Source organism: Sorangium sp. So ce176, from assembly GCF_051519835.1.
Classification (GTDB): domain Bacteria; phylum Myxococcota_A; class Polyangia; order Polyangiales; family Polyangiaceae; genus Sorangium; species Sorangium cellulosum_G.
In genome coordinates this window covers 5,113,826-5,131,648 of sequence record NZ_CP150371.1, presented here as the reverse complement: position 1 = coordinate 5,131,648, position 17,823 = coordinate 5,113,826, and the positions used below count along the sequence as shown (strand labels likewise).

At 73.2% G+C, this 17,823-nt stretch carries 15 protein-coding genes; 5 read left to right on the top strand and 10 right to left on the bottom strand.

Annotated features, from left to right (window positions below; translation table 11 throughout):
- Positions 1–114: 114 nt before the first annotated feature.
- From WMF42_RS19155 to WMF42_RS19140, 4 genes are all read right to left on the bottom strand, one after another.
- Positions 115–1,437, bottom strand: coding sequence for a pyruvate dehydrogenase complex dihydrolipoamide acetyltransferase (locus WMF42_RS19155; RefSeq protein ID WP_437693433.1), 1,323 nt, complete (start codon positions 1,435–1,437; stop codon positions 115–117).
- Positions 1,438–1,476: 39 nt separating this feature from the next.
- Positions 1,477–2,460, bottom strand: coding sequence for a pyruvate dehydrogenase complex E1 component subunit beta (locus WMF42_RS19150; RefSeq protein ID WP_061612552.1), 984 nt, complete (start codon positions 2,458–2,460; stop codon positions 1,477–1,479).
- Positions 2,457–3,434: a pyruvate dehydrogenase (acetyl-transferring) E1 component subunit alpha gene (gene pdhA / locus WMF42_RS19145; RefSeq protein WP_061612553.1), complete on the bottom strand. Its 978-nt coding sequence runs from the start codon at positions 3,432–3,434 to the stop codon at positions 2,457–2,459. Before pdhA ends, WMF42_RS19150 begins: the two co-directional genes overlap by 4 nt.
- Positions 3,435–3,631: 197 nt before the next feature.
- The gene (locus tag WMF42_RS19140; protein WP_437693432.1) at positions 3,632–5,086 is read right to left on the bottom strand and encodes a serine/threonine-protein kinase; all 1,455 of its coding nucleotides are present in this window, start codon (positions 5,084–5,086) and stop codon (positions 3,632–3,634) included.
- A 176-nt stretch (positions 5,087–5,262) separates the two neighbouring features.
- Here WMF42_RS19140 and WMF42_RS19135 point away from each other — a divergent pair, with 176 nt between their 5' ends.
- Positions 5,263–6,318, top strand: coding sequence for a hypothetical protein (locus WMF42_RS19135; RefSeq protein ID WP_061612793.1), 1,056 nt, complete (start codon positions 5,263–5,265; stop codon positions 6,316–6,318).
- A 31-nt stretch (positions 6,319–6,349) separates the two neighbouring features.
- On the opposite strand, the gene WMF42_RS19130 is transcribed toward WMF42_RS19135, so the two are convergent.
- Positions 6,350–6,925 carry a hypothetical protein gene (locus WMF42_RS19130; protein ID WP_437693431.1) on the bottom strand — a complete coding sequence of 192 codons (576 nt, stop codon included), beginning with the start codon at positions 6,923–6,925 and terminating at the stop codon, positions 6,350–6,352.
- Positions 6,926–7,053: 128 nt separating this feature from the next.
- Here WMF42_RS19130 and WMF42_RS19125 point away from each other — a divergent pair, with 128 nt between their 5' ends.
- Both WMF42_RS19125 and WMF42_RS19120 read left to right on the top strand, forming a co-directional pair.
- A complete protein-coding gene (locus tag WMF42_RS19125) occupies positions 7,054–8,151 on the top strand; it encodes a M48 family metalloprotease (protein WP_437693430.1) in 1,098 nt (365 codons plus the stop codon).
- Positions 8,152–8,257: 106 nt separating this feature from the next.
- Entirely contained in the window at positions 8,258–8,587 is a 330-nt protein-coding gene (locus WMF42_RS19120) for an FKBP-type peptidyl-prolyl cis-trans isomerase (protein ID WP_061606153.1), read from the top strand.
- A gap of 102 nt (positions 8,588–8,689) precedes the next feature.
- Here WMF42_RS19120 and WMF42_RS19115 read toward each other — a convergent pair whose 3' ends face one another.
- Both WMF42_RS19115 and WMF42_RS19110 read right to left on the bottom strand, forming a co-directional pair.
- The gene (locus WMF42_RS19115; protein ID WP_233561094.1) at positions 8,690–9,913 is read right to left on the bottom strand and encodes a Stp1/IreP family PP2C-type Ser/Thr phosphatase; all 1,224 of its coding nucleotides are present in this window, start codon (positions 9,911–9,913) and stop codon (positions 8,690–8,692) included.
- A 101-nt stretch (positions 9,914–10,014) separates the two neighbouring features.
- Positions 10,015–10,830: a hypothetical protein gene (locus WMF42_RS19110; RefSeq protein ID WP_437693429.1), complete on the bottom strand. Its 816-nt coding sequence runs from the start codon at positions 10,828–10,830 to the stop codon at positions 10,015–10,017.
- 133 nt (positions 10,831–10,963) lie between these two features.
- Between WMF42_RS19110 and WMF42_RS19105 the strand changes: the two genes are divergently transcribed.
- Positions 10,964–12,394 (top strand): sigma 54-interacting transcriptional regulator, encoded by a 1,431-nt coding sequence (locus WMF42_RS19105; RefSeq protein WP_437693428.1) that lies wholly within the window; start codon positions 10,964–10,966, stop codon positions 12,392–12,394.
- Positions 12,395–12,436: 42 nt separating this feature from the next.
- On the opposite strand, the gene WMF42_RS19100 is transcribed toward WMF42_RS19105, so the two are convergent.
- The 3 genes from WMF42_RS19100 to WMF42_RS19090 all read right to left on the bottom strand — a co-directional run bounded on the left by WMF42_RS19100 (position 12,437) and on the right by WMF42_RS19090 (position 15,772).
- A complete protein-coding gene (locus WMF42_RS19100; RefSeq protein ID WP_437693427.1) occupies positions 12,437–13,819 on the bottom strand; it encodes a hypothetical protein in 1,383 nt (460 codons plus the stop codon).
- 90 nt (positions 13,820–13,909) lie between these two features.
- Positions 13,910–14,659, bottom strand: coding sequence for a hypothetical protein (locus WMF42_RS19095; protein ID WP_437693426.1), 750 nt, complete (start codon positions 14,657–14,659; stop codon positions 13,910–13,912).
- 696 nt (positions 14,660–15,355) lie between these two features.
- On the bottom strand, positions 15,356–15,772 hold the full coding sequence (locus tag WMF42_RS19090) for a YbjN domain-containing protein (protein WP_061609759.1): 417 nt from the start codon (positions 15,770–15,772) through the stop codon (positions 15,356–15,358).
- Between the two features lie 219 nt (positions 15,773–15,991).
- On the opposite strand from WMF42_RS19090, the gene WMF42_RS19085 reads away from it, so the two are divergent.
- Complete coding sequence (locus WMF42_RS19085; protein ID WP_437693425.1) at positions 15,992–17,809, top strand: N-acetylmuramoyl-L-alanine amidase; 1,818 nt, start codon at positions 15,992–15,994, stop codon at positions 17,807–17,809.
- Positions 17,810–17,823: the final 14 nt, after the last annotated feature.

Here is a 17,823-nt window from a genome sequence, read left to right as displayed (position 1 = left end):
CGCGCCGCTCGCGCTCGAGGCGGTTCAGCGACGCGCGCCGCGCGCGGGACAGGACGCCGGGGGAGGGGGCCCGGCGTCCTTTGCGTGCTGGCTGTCTTTGCGCGGAGTGAAGAGCTAGCCGATCAGGATCTGCGTCGGGTGCTCGAGGAGCTGGCGCAGGACCTTGAGGAAGGTCGCGCCGACCGCGCCGTCGACGACGCGGTGATCGCAGGAGAGCGTCATGCTCAAGCGCCGGCCCGGCACGATCTGCTCGCCGCGCACGACGGGCTCGCGGCGGACCTGGCCCACGGCGAGGATCGCGCCCTCGGGGGGGTTGATGACCGCGCCGAAGTTGTCGATCCCGTACATGCCGAGGTTCGAGATCGAGAACGTGCCGTTCGCCATCTCCTCGGGCCGCAGCTTCTTCGCCTTGGCCCGCCCCGCGAGCTCGCGCACCTCGGCGGCGATGTCGAGCACCTGCTTGCGGTCCACGTTGCGCACCACCGGCGTGACGAGCCCCTCGGGGACGGCGACCGCCACCGAGATGTCGACGCGCCGGTGAACGAGGATCGCGTCCGAGGTGAACTGCGCGTTGCACTCCGGCACGCGTACGAGCGCGATGGCGCACGCCTTGACGAGCAGGTCGTTGAAGCTGACCTTCGCCGGCTTCTCGCCCTCGGCGGCCGTCGCCGCGAGGTCCGCGTTGATCTGCTCGCGCAGCGCGTTCAGCGGATCGGCGTCGACGTCGATCGAGAGGTAGAAGTGCGGGACCGTCTGCTTCGACTCGGTGAGGCGCCGGGCGATCGCCTTGCGCATCATGCTGAGCGGTCGCACCTCCGGCGCGGCGAGCTCGCCCGGCGCGGCCGCCGCGGGCGCCGCCGCGGCCGGCGCCGGCTTCAGCCCCTCGAGGTCGCGGGCGACGATGCGCCCGCCGGGCCCCGTGCCAGCGACGTTGCTCAGGTCGAGCCCGCGCTCGCGGCCGAGCTTGCGCACGTAGGGCGACGCCTTCACGCGTCCGTCGGAGGACGGCTGCGGCGCTGCCGGCTGCGTGGGCGGCGAGACCGCCTCGCCGCGCGCCGCGGGCGGCGGAGCCGTCACGGGCACGTCGCCGCTCGGCGCCGCCGCCGGCTCCGGGGCGCGCTCCCCCTTCGGTTGAGGCTCCGGCGCGCTCTGCTTCTGCGCCGGAGCGCCGCCGCCGGCGAGGCCGCTTATGTCCTCGCCCGGTGTGCCGAGGATCGCGACAGGCTGGCCGAGCTGAACCACGCTGCCCGCAGGCACGAGGATCTTGAGCAACGTCCCTCGATCGAAGGACTTGTACTCCATGGTCGCCTTGTCGGTCTCGACCTCTGCGAGCAGATCGTCGATGTCGATCGCGTCGCCTTCCTTCTTGTGCCAGGCACTGATCTGCCCCTCCTCCATGGTCGGGGACAGCTTCGGCAGTTCCAGAACCTTCGCCATGGGTCTATCAACCTTGATCGGGGATGTGCGTCCGCTCAGTCAGCTTTTGTAGAGAACGCGGTGAACGTTTTCGATGATCCGCGCCGCCTGCGGGATCACGTACTGCTCCAGCCGTGCGTTGTAGGGCATCGGGACGTCGAGCGTCGTCGCGCGCAGCACGGGCGCGTCGAGCTCGTCGAACGCGAGCCGCTGGATGCGATCGGCGACCTCCGCGCCGACGCCGCCGTACGGCCAGCCTTCGTGCGCCACGACCGCGCGGTGGGTCTTGGTGACGCTCCGCACGATGGTCTCCTCGTCGAGCGGGCGCAGCGATCGCAGGTCCACGATCTCGGCGCTGATCCCCTCTTTCTCGAGCTCGGCGGCCGCCTCGAGCGCCACGTGCACCATGCGGCTCCACGCGATGATCGAGACGTCCGTCCCCTCGCGCACGATCGAGGCGACCCCGAGCGGCACGATGAAGTCGGGGTCGTCGGGCACCTCGCCCTTCACGCCGTAGAGCGTCTCGCTCTCCATGAAGAGCACCGGGTTATCATCCCGGATCGCCGACTTGAGGAGCCCCTTCGCGTCGGCCGGCGTCGCCGGCGCGAGCACCTTGAGGCCGGGGATGTGCGCGTAGAAGTGCTCCATCGAGTGCGAGTGCTGCGAGCCGACCTGGCGCGCCGAGCCGTTCGGCGCCCGCAGCACCAGCGGGATGGTGAGCTGCCCGCCCGACATCTGCCGGAGCTTCGCCGCGTTGTTGAGGATCTGATCGAACGCCACGGCGGAGAAGTTCCACGTCATGTACTCGACGATCGGCCGGAGCCCGACCATCGCGGCGCCGATCGAGATGCCGGTGAACCCGCTCTCGGTGATCGGCGCGTCGATGACGCGCCTCGGGCCGAACTTGTCGAGCATCCCCTCGGTCACCTTGTAGGCGCCCTGGTAGTGCCCGACCTCCTCGCCGACGAGGTACACCCGCTCGTCGCGCTCCATCTCCTCGATCATGGCGGCGCGAACCGCCTCACGGAATCTTAGGACGGTCATCGCGCAAAAGGTCCTGCATAGGTTGTGGGCTCGAGCACCTCGGGCCCGGGTTCGGGGCTCTCCTCGGCGAAGCGGACCGCATCGGCGATCTCCTCTTCGACCTCTCTCTCGATCGCCTCGAGGGCGGCCTTGTGCCCCTTCTCCTCGAGCTCGACGCGCGAGCGCAGGAGCACGTCCTTCTTCTTTCGCTCCTCGAGCTCCTCCTTCGTCCGGTACTTGCCCGGATCGCTCATCGAGTGGCCGCGGAAGCGGTACGTCCTGATCTCGACCAGCGTCGGCTCCGAGTGCGTGCGCGCCCGCGCGATCGCCTCACCGAGGCGGTCGCGCACCTGGAGCACGTGCTCCGAGTTGAAGCGGTCGCGCTCCATCCCGTAGGCGAGCGCCTTCAGCGAGACGTCCTCGACCGAGAGCGTCCGCGAGAGCGGCGTCCCCATCGCGTACTCGTTGTTCTCGCAGACGAACACGATCGGCAGCTTCCAGAGCGCCGCGAGCGACATCCCTTCGTGGAAGTCGCCGATGCTCACCGCGCCCTCGCCGAAGAACACCATCGAGACCCGGTCCTCGCCGCGGTACTTCGACGCGAACGCCGTCCCGACGGCGATCGGGATGTGACCGCCGACGATGCCGTAGCCGCCGAGCATGTTGTGCTCTTTGTCGAAGAAGTGCATCGAGCCGCCGAGCCCCTTCGAGCACCCGGTGACCTTGCCGTAGAGCTCGGCCATCGCGGCGCGCGAGCTCATCCCGCGGGCGAGCGCGAGGCCGTGATCGCGGTAGGTCGTCATCACGTAGTCATCGGGGCGGAGCGCCGCGACCGCGCCGACGGCGATGGGCTCCTGACCGATGTAGAGATGGAGGAACCCACCGATCTTGCTCTGCGCGTAAGCGCGTGCCGCTTCTTCCTCGAAGCGGCGTATCTGGAACATCTTTCGGTAGAGCGACAGATGGAGATCGTCGTCGTTGGTCTGGGTGGTCATCGCGGAGATCTCAGGGGGCAAGGCAGCAATTCAGACAGTCGCCAGCGCGGCGATGGGCGTGATGGGGGTGCGCCGCCGTGCCCGCGAGGGCCCCGGCGAGGCGGTTGACATCGGCCGTTCCGGCCAGCGACGCCGCTTACCCGGGGTCCTTTAGGGGAGTTTTTCCCGCGTGACAACGCATCTGCGCTCTCTGCCGTTCAACGCGCGGCAGCATCGGCCGCGCCGGCGTCCGGTGCGCCCGGCTCGTCGGTCTCCGGCGCGTCGATGTCGTTGGTCTCCTGTGTCCCCGCGTCCGCCGCCTCCTCGTGTTCCTCGTCCTCGGGGATGGCGACCGACGCGGGCTGGCTCGGGGCGCTGCCCGTCGCGCTCGCGCTCGGCTCCGCGCTGCCCGTCGCGCGCGGCGCGTGCGCGGCGGTGTCCCCCGGCTCGTGCTTCGGCCGCGCGGGCCGCGCCGACGGCGAGACCCGCGGCCGCGGCGCCTCGGGATCGGCCGTGGCCGAGGACGACGCGGCCGTGGCCGACGCGGCCGGCGCCGTCTCCGCGGGGGGCGCTTCGACCGGCGTGTCCGTCGAGCGCATCGCCGTGCGGACGAGCAGCATCGCCGTCGCCACGACCACGGCCGCGCCGAGCACGATCTGCCCCGTCTTCCGCTCGCGCGGCGGGAAGTCGTCGTCGAGCGGATCCGCGCGCAGCGCGCCCGGATCCGTGGCCAGCGCCGCGCTCGCGGCGACGGGCGGCTCCAGCATGCGCCTCGGCATCTGGCTGGAGGCGGCCCACTCGAGGCTGTCGGCGAACGCGGCGCCGAACGCGTCGCAGCTCGGGTACCTCTCCTCGGGTCGCTTCGACAGGCCGCGCGCGAGCACCTGATCGAGCGACGGCGGCACGCCGAGCTCCCGCGCGATCGGCGACGGCTCGTCGCTCGCGATCTTCGACGCGACCGAGACCGCGTCGTCGCCCGGGAACGCGCGCTTGCCGGAGATCGCCTCGTACATGACGGCGGCGAGCGAGAACTGATCGCTCTCGGGCGAGAACTTCCCCGCGCGGAACGTCTCCGGCGCGCTGTACGCGGGCGTCCCCATGAGCCCTCCCTGGTGCGTCAGCGTCGAGTCCGGGATCCGGGCGATGCCGAAGTCGGCGATCTTGCCGCCCTTCGCGGAGAGGATGATGTTCTCCGGCTTGATGTCGCGGTGAACGATGCCGGCCCGGTGCGCGATCGTGAGCGCCTCGCCGAGCTCGCGCGCGAGGCGCGCCGCCTGCGCCGCCGAGAGCGGGCGATCGAGGAGCTGCTGCTTCAGCGTCGGCCCCTCGACGTACTCGAAGACGAGGTAGAGCCCGAAGTCCGGATCCTCGCCGACGTCGTGGAGCGTGACGAGGTTCGGGTGCGTCACGCGGGCGGCGGCGCGCGCCTCGTGGCGCATCCTCACGACGAGCTGCTCGCGGACGTCGCGCGGGATGCGGAGATCGTCGCGCAGGTGCTTCAGCGCGACGTCGCGATCGAGCACCGGATCGTGCGCGAGCAACACGCGCCCCATCGCGCCCTCGCCGAGCAGGCGCTGCACGTGGTAGCGGCCGAGGGCGGCGGGCAGCGCGGCGCAATCGCTCGGCGGTCCGAGCGCGCCGCGGCCGTCATCGGGAGACGAGGATCCAGGCACGTCGCGTCGTTTCTATCCGTCCGGCGGCCCCGGCGGAAGGCCTGGCCGGCGTCCAGCTTCCGGTTATGCTCTGCCGCGGCGCGCTCCGGGTCGACGAGCGGCGCTCGGGGCTCTGCGGAGGCGGTTTCGCGGACCCGGGCGGCACGCGGTACCCCAGGGAGGCGCAGCGAGCACAGATGAGCACCGAGAGCGCGTCAAAGCCAACCCGGACTGCCGGAGCTACCAAGAAGCGAGGCAAGGCCAAGTACATCGTGCTCCTCGGCCTCGTGTTCTCCATCGTGCTCGCCCAGCAGACAGGCCTCCTCGGCTTCGGCCTGGCGCACCTCCGCGCCGCCACGTTTCCGAAGGACGAATCCCTGCTCGAGTATGTCCACGGCAGCGCGCCCGGCGTGGTGATCGTCGACCCGCACCAGATCGATCTGAACGCGCTCGGCGCGGAGGGCAGCCCGGTGCGGCAGCACGTCGAGCGCACCCGCGACGACATCAAGAAGGCGACGGGCATCGATCTCGGGTTCGACGTCGACAAGCTGATCCTCTCCCCGTCGCTCGTTGTCGCGCGCGGGCGGTTTGACGAGCGGAAGCTCGCGCAGCGCCTGGCGGAGCACAGCTACGTGCCGGCGGAGTACAAGGGCGTGAAATACCTGCTCCGCGCCGGCGAGGACGCGATCGCGGTGCGCGACGGATCGATCCTGCTGTACGGCGCCGAGGCCGACCTCCGGGCGAGCATCGACGCCGAGGAGGCCGGCACGTCGCTGGCGAGCCGCGAGGAGGCCACGTCGCGCCTCGCGCACATCGGCTGGGATCGCCCCGTCCTCGGCGTCGCCCTGCTCTCCGAGAGCAAGCCGAGCCTCCGCGCGATCCTCACGGGCTCGACGGGCCCGCGCGCCGTCACCTTCGGCGCCTCGACGAAGGGGGGGCTCTCCGCGACCGTCGCGATCGACGCCGCGTCGGGCGACGCGGCCGAGGAGCTCCGGAAGCTCCTCGAGGAGAAGCGCGCGAACGTCGATGCGCTGACGGCGCTCGCCGGTCCGGAGGCCGGCGCAGGGCTCGCGGAGATCGCGAAGCGCGCGACGCTCGCCGTGGATCATGGAGCGGGCCGGCTCACGGTCCAGGTGGACGTTCGCCCGGAGGAGCTCGACGTGCTCGCCAGGGCCGGCCAGAAGGCGGCCGGCTCGCTCGGGGAGGTGTACAAGAACGTGCGCCTGCTCCAGCTCCTCGGGCCGTCCCCGTGACGTCGTCGCTCTCGGCGCGGCGCGCGTCGGGCTAGCGCTCGGCGCAGCGCGGGCAGCGCGCCTCGACCCGGTCGGTCGCGCTCTTCACCCGCGTGCGCGCGGCGTCGCACCGCTGGTCCGCGTCGCCGGCGAGCCCGCAGAGGTGCTGCGCGGCGCGGTCCATCGAGGCGAGCGCGCGGCACGCAGTCTCGCACGGCGCCGCGGTCACGTGCTCCGGCTCGGCCTTCTTGCTCGGGCGCGCTGCGCCGGCGGCCGTCGCCCGCGGCGCGCTGTCGGACGCCGTCGGTGGCGACGGCGCGGGCGAGGGCGATGTCGCCGGCGCGGGCGGGGGCGCCGCCGGCGGCGCGGACTCCACGGCCCGGCCCTCGCCGCCCCGCGCGCCGAGGACCCGGTCGAGCTCGCCTTCCGCGCGCTCCAGCGCCGCGAGCGCATCCTCGGCCGTCTCGGGGGGGGCCTCCTCCTGCGGCGACGTGAAGGTCGCGCCGGCGGGCTCCGGCGCCATGGGCGCGGGCGCCTGCGCGGCGGCGCCGCCGCCGCAGCCGGAGAGCGCGACGGCGCCGAACCACAGGGGGGCGGCTGCGGCAGACCAAGCTCGGTGTCGGTTCATCGGTCCTCCTGCGCCTGACGCCCGGCGCGCGGCTTTCGGCTCATCGCCGCGCCGCGCAGCCCGCGCGTGACACGCCTGCTCGCGGCGGGCGCAGGTTGACGTCCGCTCCGTGCGCTATGCTCGCGGCGATGAATCTGCTTCGACCGATCGGCGCACTCGTTCTGGCTCTCGGACTGATCGCAGGCTGTCAGCGGAGCAGCTCGCGTCGCCCTCCGTCACAGCCGTCGTACGGCCAGGGCTACCCGCCGTACGGCGCGCCTCCGCAGGGATACCCGCAGCAGCCCGGCTACCCGCAGCAGCAGCCCGGCTACCCGCAGCAGCCCGGGTATCCTCCCGCGCAGACCGGGCCCGCGCCAGCGCCCACCTTCAACCTGCCGACGGTGTCCGGGCTGCCGGTGCTGGGCGACCCCATCAACGACATCAACGTCGCCTGGCTGCAGACCGAGGCCGGCGTCGTGATGGGCGCGCTGATCGGCGCGCTGCCGTCGGGCGCGCAGCAGAAGGTGAGGGGCATCCCGTTCATCGCCGATCCCACCGTCGGGGAGGTGAACGCGTTCGCCGGCTGCGACGACCAGCGGATGCCGTTCATGGCCATCACCGACGGGCTGCTCGAGATCCAGGCGCAGATCGCTCAGTTCAAGGCGACAGACGAGATCTACGGGACGAGGAAGCTCGACGAGTTCCTGCGGATGCTCGCGCAGCGGCAGCGGCCCGGGCAGCCGATCCTCCGGCCGCCGGCGGGCTTCATCGATCCGGCGCAGCACACCGACCCGCGCAAGGTCGAGCGGCAGCACCAGCTCTACCACGAGCAGCTCGCGTTCGTGCTCGGCCACGAGCTCGGCCACCACCACCTCGGGCACACCGGGTGCGCGAACGGGCAGGGCGGGAGCCGCGGCGTCACCCCCGCGGATCTCGGGCGCATGCTGTCGCGCGCGCTCCCCGTCTTCAACCAGCCGAACGAGATCGCGGCGGACGTCGCCGGCGTGAACAACCTGCTCAGCGCCGGCGTGCGGCGGCAGGGCTACCGGTGGACGGAGGGCGGCGCGATGCTCACGCTCGGCTTCTTCGCGTCGCTCGACCAGCTCACGCCCGCCGCGATCCTGTTCGCCTTCGAGCAGACGCACCCGCACCCGCTGTTGCGCCAGCCCGTCGTCCAGCAGACCGCCAACACCTGGCGGCTGACCGGCGGCGCGACCGGATTTCCGTTCCCCGGCCTCGGCGGCTGAACCGCGGCCTTTTCGCGCCCGCGCGCGCTCGCTTCTGGGCGCGCGCGCTGCTTCGGCTTGACGCGACCGCGCGGCGCTCCTCCCATCGCGCCGAAAGGAGTCGACCATGCAAGAAGGGCTCGGGATCGAGGACGTCAAGGAAGGCACGGGCGCCGAGGCCAAGCACGGCCAGCTCGTGACGGTGCACTACGTCGGCACGCTGACCAACGGCAGCAAGTTCGACAGCTCGCGCGACCGCAACCAGGGCTTCTCGTTCAAGCTCGGGGCCGGGCAGGTGATCAAGGGATGGGAGCAGGGCGTCGCCGGCATGAAGATCGGCGGCATCCGCAAGCTGACGATCCCGCCGGACCTCGGCTACGGCGCGCGCGGGTTCCCGCCCGTGATCCCGCCCAACTCGACCCTCCTCTTCGAGGTCGAGCTGCTCTCGGTCAAGTGATCGCGGCGTCGTCCCCGCGCGTTTGAGGATCGCTCGCGTCGCCGCCGAGGGCGGCGCGAGCGCGCGCAACGCCGGCCGCGCGCGTCGCGCTCGGGGCGCCGCTCACGGCTTGATGGCGGCGCCGCACTCCACACAGAAACGGTTGCCGATGAAGAGCTCGTGCTTGCAGTGCGCGCACCGCGCGACGCGCACCTCGGTCGGGCGCTTCGCGGGCTTCGCCGGCGGCGGGACCTCCTTCACCGGGGCCCTCGGCGCGGCCGCGACCGCGGCATAGCGGCCCGACCCGGCGGCCGCCCGGGAGCGCCGGTCCGTGACCGGCACGGCGGCCATGCGCGGCGCCCTGCCCGCGGCGCCCTGCGCCTGGCTCCGCAGGCTGCTGTCCGCGATGGAGTGGACCTGCTGCGCCGCGATGCGCTTGCTGTCCGACGAGGCGGCCGCCTCGAGCTCGACCTCCTCGACAGGCAGCTGCCGCTCGCGGACGGACGCCGCCGCCGGCGGGAGCGTCGCGCCCAGCTCGTCGATGCGATGGGGCCGGGTGTCCTCGAGCTCCGCGCCGTCGAGCTGCGCGTCGTCGAGCGCCTCGGGCTGGATGCGGACGATCAGCGCCGAGATGTTGTCGGTCCCGCCGGCCTCGTTGGCCATCGCGATGAGCAGCTCGCAGGCCTCGTGCGGGTCCTGCGTGATGTCGAACACATCGAGGATCTGCTGCTCCGAGACCATCCCGCTCAGCCCGTCGGAGCAGAGCAGGAAAACGTCGCCGGGCTGGGTGCGCTCGGAGCGGATGTCGACCTTCACGGCGTCCTTCATGCCGAGCGCGCGCGTGATGATGTTCTTCGGGAGCCTCGCCAGCTCGTCCTGGCTCAGGTCGGGCTTGAGGGCGAGCGCGTCGTTGATGAGCGAGTGGTCCTTCGTGAGCTGCTCGATCTCGCCCTGCCGGATCCGGTAGCAGCGGCTGTCGCCGACGTGGCCGACGTGGATCTGCTCCGTTTCGCACGACACGTAGGCGGCGACCACGGTCGAGCCCATGCCCTGGTGCTGGGTATAGGTGTTCGAGATGACGAACACATCGTGGTTCGCCTTGCGGATCGCGGCGACGACGCGCCGCGCTCCCGGGTCGAGATCCTGCTCGTCGGCGGGGACGGGGCCGGGCAGGACGCCGGCCCGGGTCGCCTCGAAGAAGTTGTCGAGCGAGCGGGTCGCGAGCGCGCTGGCGACGTTGCCCGCGTTGTGCCCGCCCATGCCGTCGGCCACGACAAAGAGGCCGAGATCCGACTTCACGAGGACGTTGTCCTCGTTGTGCTTCCGCTGGCGTCCAACGTCGGTCACGGCAGCCGCGACGGGTCGGGTGCGGCTGCTCGTCCTGAACTCGCCCATTCGCGGCTGATTATACCTGCCCAGTCCTCCGGACCGCCCAGATTCCGGCTGCTCTACCGGTGGGCAGACCCCCCGGGGCCCGCAGGTTGGCCGGCGATCCTCCGAGGCGTACCGGCCGAGGCGGAGGGTGTACGCGTGCTCCGGGGTACGGGATCCAGCGCGAGACGCAGGCCGACCTGGAAGAATCCGTAGGCTGCGGCCCCGGAGCTCTCGCCCGGACGCGAGAGGTAGGTGCCGGCGTCGAGCTCGGCGAACACCCCGACGCCGAAGGGCGACACGGGATAGAAATCGACGCCCAGGGCGATGCGGGCGACATCGAGCCCGTGGAAAACATGGTCGGACGTTACCGGACCGGCTGCGGAGCCCTCCGACCAGGTGAAAACACCCCTGCGGTAGCCCACGCCGTAGCTGATCCAGGGGTCGATCGCGAGGCCCTGGGCGGCGTGATAGACGAACCCGAGGCCCAGGTCGAGGCTCTGGCCGGAGCAGTCGTTGCACCTGCCCGGCGCGGAGAGCATGGCGTAGGAGCCGCTCGCTTCCAGGACGGTGACGCGGCTCAAGCCAATACCGACGTTGGCGCCGAACGCGAGCCCGCCCGACGCCTTCTCGCTGACCGGCTGGCCGGCGGCCATGCTGCCGAACGGTTGGCTGTAGCCGGCCCGCCCCTGGAGGAGGATGTGCCCGGTCCGCTCGTCCGGTCCGGCGGGGCGCTTCGCGCCGGCTTCCGGCCCGAGCTCCTCGTCCTCCTCGGCGGCGGTCGTCGTCCCTTGATCTGCCGGCTGGGCCAGGGCCTGGTTGGCCGAGAGCACCCAGCCCGCCGCCGCCACGCCGAGCGCCGGCGCGGTCCACCTTGTTGAGCGCGATCTCACGAACGGCCTCTAGAACAGCGCGGCCGCGAGCGCAAAGGGGGCGGCGGGTCTGCGACAAGGAATGTCGAAATGTCGGCCGGGCGAGACGAGCGACGCAACTGCGCCCGGCGCCGCGACGACAGAGCTCGTGGATATGGACAACGCACCCCTCCTCCGCGAAGACGACAGCCACCCGGCGCCCATCACGTCGGCTCACGGCGCCCCTGCGCCCTCCGCGCCTGTCGCGGCGCCGCCCGAGCCGGGTCCCGGCGGCGTCCCCGGCGATCGGCCGGGCCCTGCTGCCCATGTCGGCGAGGCCCCGCCGATCCGGGACGTCACGCACGAGCTCCTGGACGATCGCGAGGCGCTCGCCACGGTGTGGCTTCGCTGCGAGCACAGCGTCGGCGGCGCCCCGGCGCACATCGCCGTCGCGCCGGGCGCCGAGCTCACCCTCGGGAGCGGTCCGGCTGCGGACGTGAGGATCGACGACGTCACGGTGAGCGCTCGTCACTGCCGGGTCGCGCACCGCGGCACGTCGATCGAGGTGACGGATCTCGGCTCGCGCAACGGCGTTCGCGTCGGCGGCGTGCGGGTACGGCAGGCGGCGCTCGTCCCCGGCGGCTGCTTCGAGATCGGCCGCACGGCGATGTGGATCGAGGCGGCGCGGAAGGTGCCCGAGTTCGAGGAGGGGCCGCCGCTGCCGTCGCTCGTCGGCCGCTCGCGGCCGATGCGCCAGCTCGCCGCGGCGGTGCGGCGCGTGGCGCCGCTCCAGCTGCCCGTGCTCCTGCGCGGCGAGTCGGGCACAGGCAAGGACCTTGTCGCCCGGGCGATCCACGCGGAGAGCACGCGGGCCGATCGGCCGTTCGTGGTCCTGAACGCCGCCACCATCCTGCGCGAGCTCGCCGAGTCCGAGCTGTTCGGCCACCGGCGGGGCGCGTTCACCGGCGCGATGCGCGATCGGCGGGGCGCGTTCGTCGAGGCCAACGAGGGCACGCTCTTCCTCGACGAGATCGCGTCGCTCTCGCTCGAGGTCCAGGCGAAGCTGCTGCGCGTCGTGGAGGAGGGGGTGGTGCGCCCGCTCGGATCGGAGGGGCCGACGCCGGTGAACGTGCGGCTCATCGTCGCGACCTGCGAGCCGCTGGAGACCCTCGTCGCCGAGCGCCGCTTCCGCGTGGATCTCTACGAGCGGCTCGCTGTGTGCCGCATCCAGCTCCCCGCGCTGCGCGAGCGGCCCGACGACATCCCGCTCCTGGCCGAGCACCTGCTGGCGAGCTCGGAGGTCGGTCTGCGCCCGCTCTCCCCCGGGGCGCTCGTCGCGCTGAGGGCGCACCGCTGGCAAGGCAACGTCCGGGAGCTACGGAACGTGCTCATCCAGGCCGCGCTCCGCGCGAAGGGCCGTGTGTTGCCCGAGCACGTCACGGCCGTCATCGCCGAGCGCGAGCCCCCGCCGCGCCGGAAGATCTCGCCGGCCGACGCGCTCCGCGCGTTCGAGGAGGTGGGCCGCAACATCAGCGCCGCCGCCCGCCTCGCGGAGATCCCGCGCTCGACGATGCGGGATCTGCTCCGCGCCGCGAAGGAGAGGTGAGCTCGGCGCCGCGGCCCCGCGCGTCGCCGGCGCTCCGCCGAGCTAGAACGTCCCGGCGACGCTGAGGGAGGCCTGGCCAGGCGCCACGAGCGGCGCGATCCGGGTGACGCGAGGGCCAGCGGCGGCGGTCTTCTGCTCGCTCGGGTACCAGTCGATCATCGCGTACGTCGCGGTGCCGACGACCCCGACGCCGAGGAGGACCCAGCCCGTGATGGCCCAGGGGAGCGCGCCGTCGTAGCTGTCGAGCTCCTCTCGGAGGCTCCCGCATGCGTTCTCGAAGCCCGGGAGGTCGCCCGAGGGATCCTCGCGCCGGCCGCAGGGCTGGGCCCGGCGATTGGCGGGGATCGTGCTCTCGTTCCTCGCGACGAACGCCTTGATCTCGTTCCCGATGTCCTCGGCGTTGCCGCTCGCATTGGTGGTAATGGCCGTGCCGACGATCCCCATGACCAGACCGACGCCCGCGACGCCGGTCCCCGCCCAGGCGAGCGGCTTGCGCTTGTACCAGTGGAAGAACGGCTCGCGACCGCCGGAGGCCTGATCCGGGCCCATCGAGCCCATCGTGTTGCTCGTCGAGAGCGTGAGCCCGCCGGAGGTCGTCGGGGCCGCGGGCGCTGCGCTCGGCGCCGTTGCGCCGGCGGGCGTCGTGCCCGGCGCCGTCGTGCCGGGCGTGGCCGCGCCGGGCGTCGCCGTGCCGGGGGTCGGCTGCGCGGTGCCCGCCGCCGGTGGCTGCGCGGGGGTAGGCGTCGCCGTACCCGGGAAGGTCGACGTCGGCGCAGCCGGCCCGGGCGTCGGCGCGCCGGCGACCGGCGCGGGGGCGGCGCCGGTGGTTCCCAGGGTGAGCGTCGCCGGTGTGGCCGCGCCGATCTTCGCGTCGACCTGGGTGGTCGCCGACCGGTCCTGGTACGTCGCGAACAGGGTGTGCTTGCCCGGGGTCACGAAGACCGGATCGGGCAGCGGCGCTTTGCCGACGAGGGTGCCGTCGATGCTGATGTCCGCGCCGTTCGCGTCGGCGACCACGACGATGAAGCCGGTTCTCCTCTTCACGTCGGCGATCGCCTTCTCCGCGGCGGCGCGTTGCTCCGGGGTCGCGGTTGTGTGCTCGCGCAGGAACTGCTGGAGGTGGTTGCCGGCGTCCTCCAGGTGATTCGAGCGAAGCTCGCTCTGCCCGAGGTTGAGCAGCACGGCCGGGTGTTGCTTGAGCGTGTAGACCTGACGAAACGCTGTGCGCGCGTCCTCGAAGCGACCGGCGTCATACGCCTTGACGCCGTCCTCGTAGCGCTGGCGCGCGACCTCGGTGACGGGATCGGACGACTGCGCGAAGCTCGACGGCTCGCTGAGAGGGGAGGAGGTGAGCCCGGCCTCGGTGAGCAGCGCAGGCGCGATGAACGAGAGCAGGAGGACAGGGGCGCAGGCGCGTGTTTTCATGGCTCCTCAGGTCGGGCTTCGCCTCGTTGGCGCCCGCGGAAGGTGACGACTGCAGCAAGCCTCGCTGCCGAGGCGGTGAGGCGGGGCGCTTCAGAACGGCGCATCGCGGATGATGCCGCCGCCCTTGGTGCCGCCGGTCGAGCTCGTTCCACGCTGCGTCGGCGCCTCGGGCGCAGGCTTCTTCGCAGAGGTCGTCGCCTTCGGCGCAGGCGTCGGCGCGGTGGGCGTCGGTCCGGCCGTGGACGGCGCAGCGGCGGAGGAGGTCGGCATCGCAGCGCGACCCGGAGGGCTCGCCGGCGCCGAGGCGCTCGGCGCGGGCGTTGTCGCGGCGCCGTCGCCCGCGGCGGGCGAGCTGACGGCGGTGGCCTGCGAGGTGGCGGCCGGGGCGGCGGCGGGCGTCGCGGGCGGCGCCTCCACCGCGGGAGGCGTCTCCGCCGCAGGTGATGCCGGCGTGGGATCGGCGCCCGCGTCGTCGCCTGGGGCGAGGATCGCGCGGCCAACGAAGAACAGGAAGGCCGCGCCCACGACCGCGATGCCGAGCCGCAGCGCCGTCTTGTTCGGCCCGGACACGGGGAGTTCGATGGGGTCGTGGTCTTCCGTGCGGACAGCGGAAGCGGCCACGGCGTCGGCGCTCCCCGCCGCCGGCTGCCCGGCGCGCGAGCGCGTCGCCCGCGTCGACCGTGGTCCCTCCGCGGCCGGCGGGGAAGGGGCAGGCGCCGGGGCCGCCGGCGGTTCGGCGGCCGTCGCGCCGTTCACGGCGTCCGGCTCGGCGACCCGTCCGCCGGCTACCGCGTCCGGCGCGGCGGTCCGCGCGTCGGCCACGGCATCCGGCTCACCCACCCCCACGCGCGTTTTCCCGGCGGGGGCGGGAAACCCGCCCCGCCTCTCCGCGCTGTCCTCGGGCGCGCTCGCACCGACAGCGCTCGCTGTGCTGCCCGCGTCCTGAGCCTGCGTGAGCGGCTGAGGTGAACGCTCGCCGGGCTGCTCACCGCCGCTGCCCGATCCTCCGGCGCCTCCGGATGCGGCCTCCGGTGCGGGAGATCCCTGCGGGTCGTCTCCGACGGCGATGGTCGGAACACCGTCGATCACGGTGTCCGACACAGCGGACGCGCCCGCCGGGGGGGCTTCGCGCACGGCCGCAGCGGGTGCCGCCGCGGTCGCCGCCGATGCCGCGGCAGGCGCCGCCGGTGCATCCGGGGAAGGCGCGGTCGCGGCCTCACGCCTCGGCTCGGGGGCTTCTGCGGGGGGCGCCGCCGCCGGGACCGCCGGCCGCGCCGCTGCAGGGACGCCGGCCTCCGTTCCGGGGGCGCTGCCGCGCGCGTCTCCCCGGCCGAATGGCAGCTCGTCGAACGCCTCCCAGGATGGCCGGATCGACGACGCGATCCGCTCGGCTTCCTCCGCAGAGAGGGAGCGTTCTTCAGTTTCCGCGGCCGTCGGTCGCTCCCCCGCAGTCATCGCGGCAAGAACTTACCACCCGCGTCAGCCGCACCGCAATCTCGCGACCGATCCGCGCGCCGCCAGCGCCCCTCGATCGGCTCATCCTCCGCGGATCTCCCGCAGCAGCGCGTCATCCCAGGTGTCGGCGACCTGGCTCACCGTCGTGATGATATCCTCGAACTCTTCGTACTCGAGCGCGCTGAGCCTCCGCAGGCAGCGCACCACCACCTCGTTGCGCGCCCTGTCGATCGCGAAGGCCGCGTCGGAGGTGGCGATGAAGCTGAGCTCCAGGAGCCGACGGTAGAAGGCCTCGCGCCCGGTCAGGGGCACGGCCATGATGGGAGAGAACACCATCAGGACGCCCTGAGGCTCCAGCACGTTGACGCCGATCGTCGCGCTCCCGTGCTGGAGCTGCGCGTACCCCGTCTCGTCGAGCGCATTCGCGCCCGCGCTGCCCGGCGACCCGGCACCGCCCCGAGAGCTCGCGGCGTACCGGGCGAGATACGCGTTGACCATGCTCGCCGCGTCGGCAAACCTCTCCCCCGACGCGCGATCCGCGTAGAGGGGTGCTGTGGATGAAGTGGGCGTGAGGTCGGGCACGTGAAACCTCCGGGACGTATGGCCGTTCTCTCGTCGCGCAGGGCTGGCAGGGCCGACCCGGCGAGTCGGCGGCACACCCGCCCAGCGCAGCCCCATCGTAACGCCCTGGCGTTCGCGAAGATCACGCTTTTTGCGGTGGTCGCGCACGCGCTCGGGTGCAGCGCCGAGGGCGGCGCGCCCGCCGCGCCGGCCGCGCCCTCCGACGAGCAACGCGCCGCCGCGCTGCTCGATCCAGGCGCGCGGCTCCCACACCGCGCCGAGACGGTCGCCCTCGCCGATGCGGTCGCCATCGCGTCGTCGCGGGCCGGGGCGTCGGCGCAGGCGGCCTCGCTGGCGGAGCTCGCCGGCGATCTTCGCGTGCGCCTCTTCCGCCTCGATCAGGCGGCCACCGACGCGCGCGAGGCGATGGAGCTCTACGCCGCGGCGGCGACCGCCTTCCGCGCCTCGGCCGAGCCGGCCCACGTCGAGCGCGCGTGCCAGGCCGAGCGCCGCCGCGCGCTGCTCGCCGGAGAGCTCGCCCGCGACGCGGCCGTCGCGTACCGCGAGCTCTACCTTGTCTCGCGGCGCTACGCGGCCCTCGCCCCGCCCGCGCCGTCCGGCGGCGCGCCGCCCTCGCGCTCGCCGTGCCTCGGCGCGATCGCGGTCGCGCTGGCGCAGGCGGCCGCGTACCGGCCGAGCGGCGAGGCCTTGCGCGCGCTCGAGCAGGAGGGACACCGCGTCGAGGGCATCGCGCTCGCCCTCGCGCAGGGGCCCGCGATCGTCTCCTCCGCCGCGCCGGCGAGCGCCGCGAGCGCGCCGCCCGTGCAGGTGACGGCCGCCGACGCCGGCGGCGGCGATCTGGTCGTCGCCCCCCGGGCGTCCGCGCCCTCCGGTCCGGTGAAGATCACCGGGATCGAGCGGCACGGCTCGGACAAGGGCGCGCGCGTCGTGGTCGAGCTCTCCGGGCCGACGACGTTCGACGTGGGCACGCTCCCCGCGGACGAGAGCGCCGGCAAGGACGCCCGCGTCTTCGTCGACGTCGCGGGGGCGACGTCGCGCGGCATCGCGCGCGAGATCGAGGTCGGCGGCGTCCTGCGGCGGGTGCGCGTCGGCGTGCAGCCGAAGGGCACGCGCGTCGTCCTCGATCTCGCCCCCGACCTGTACCGCCGGGTCTTCTACCTGCCCGAGCCGTTCCGGATCGTCATCGACGTGAGCACCCGCCCGCCGGTGCGCGACGACGAGCGCGAGGCCGGCGGCGCGCGCGAGGTCCGGCGCGTCGTGATCGATCCGGGGCACGGCGGCAACGACACCGGCGCTGTAGGCCCCACCGGCCTGAAGGAGAAGGACGTCACGCTCGACGTCGCCCACCGCGTCGCCCCGCTCCTCGCGCGCGAGCTCAAGATCGAGACGCTCCTCACCCGCGACAGCGACGTCTACGTCCCGCTCGATCTCCGCACCGCGCGCGCCAACGCGTTCCACGCGGACCTGTTCGTCTCGATCCACTGCAACGCGAGCGACAACGGCCGCGCGCGCGGCGTCCAGACCTTCTCGCTCGCGCCGTCGCGCGACGCCGAGGCGCCGTCGGCGAAGCTCGCGGCGCGCGAGAACGCCCCCCGCGCCGCCAGGGCAGGGCAGGGCGTCGCCCCCGTCGATCCCGACGCCCGCCTCGAGGTGGAGGCGATCCTGTCGAACCTCAACGTCGGCGACATGGCGGCCCGCTCGCGCCACTTCGCCGAGCTCCTCCAGCGGTCGTCGCTCGCCTCGCTCGCGCCCCGGTACCCCGACACGAAGGATCAGGGCGTGAAGGGCGCGGGCTTCTTCGTCCTCGCGGGCGCCGACATGCCAGCCGCCCTGTTCGAGACCGCGTTCATCTCGAACCCCGAGGACGAGGCCCGCCTCGCCACCGCTGATTTCCGGCAGAAGATGGCGGACGCCATCGTGAACGCGATCCGCGCCTACCGCGAGGGCAAGTGAGGGGCGCCGCCGCC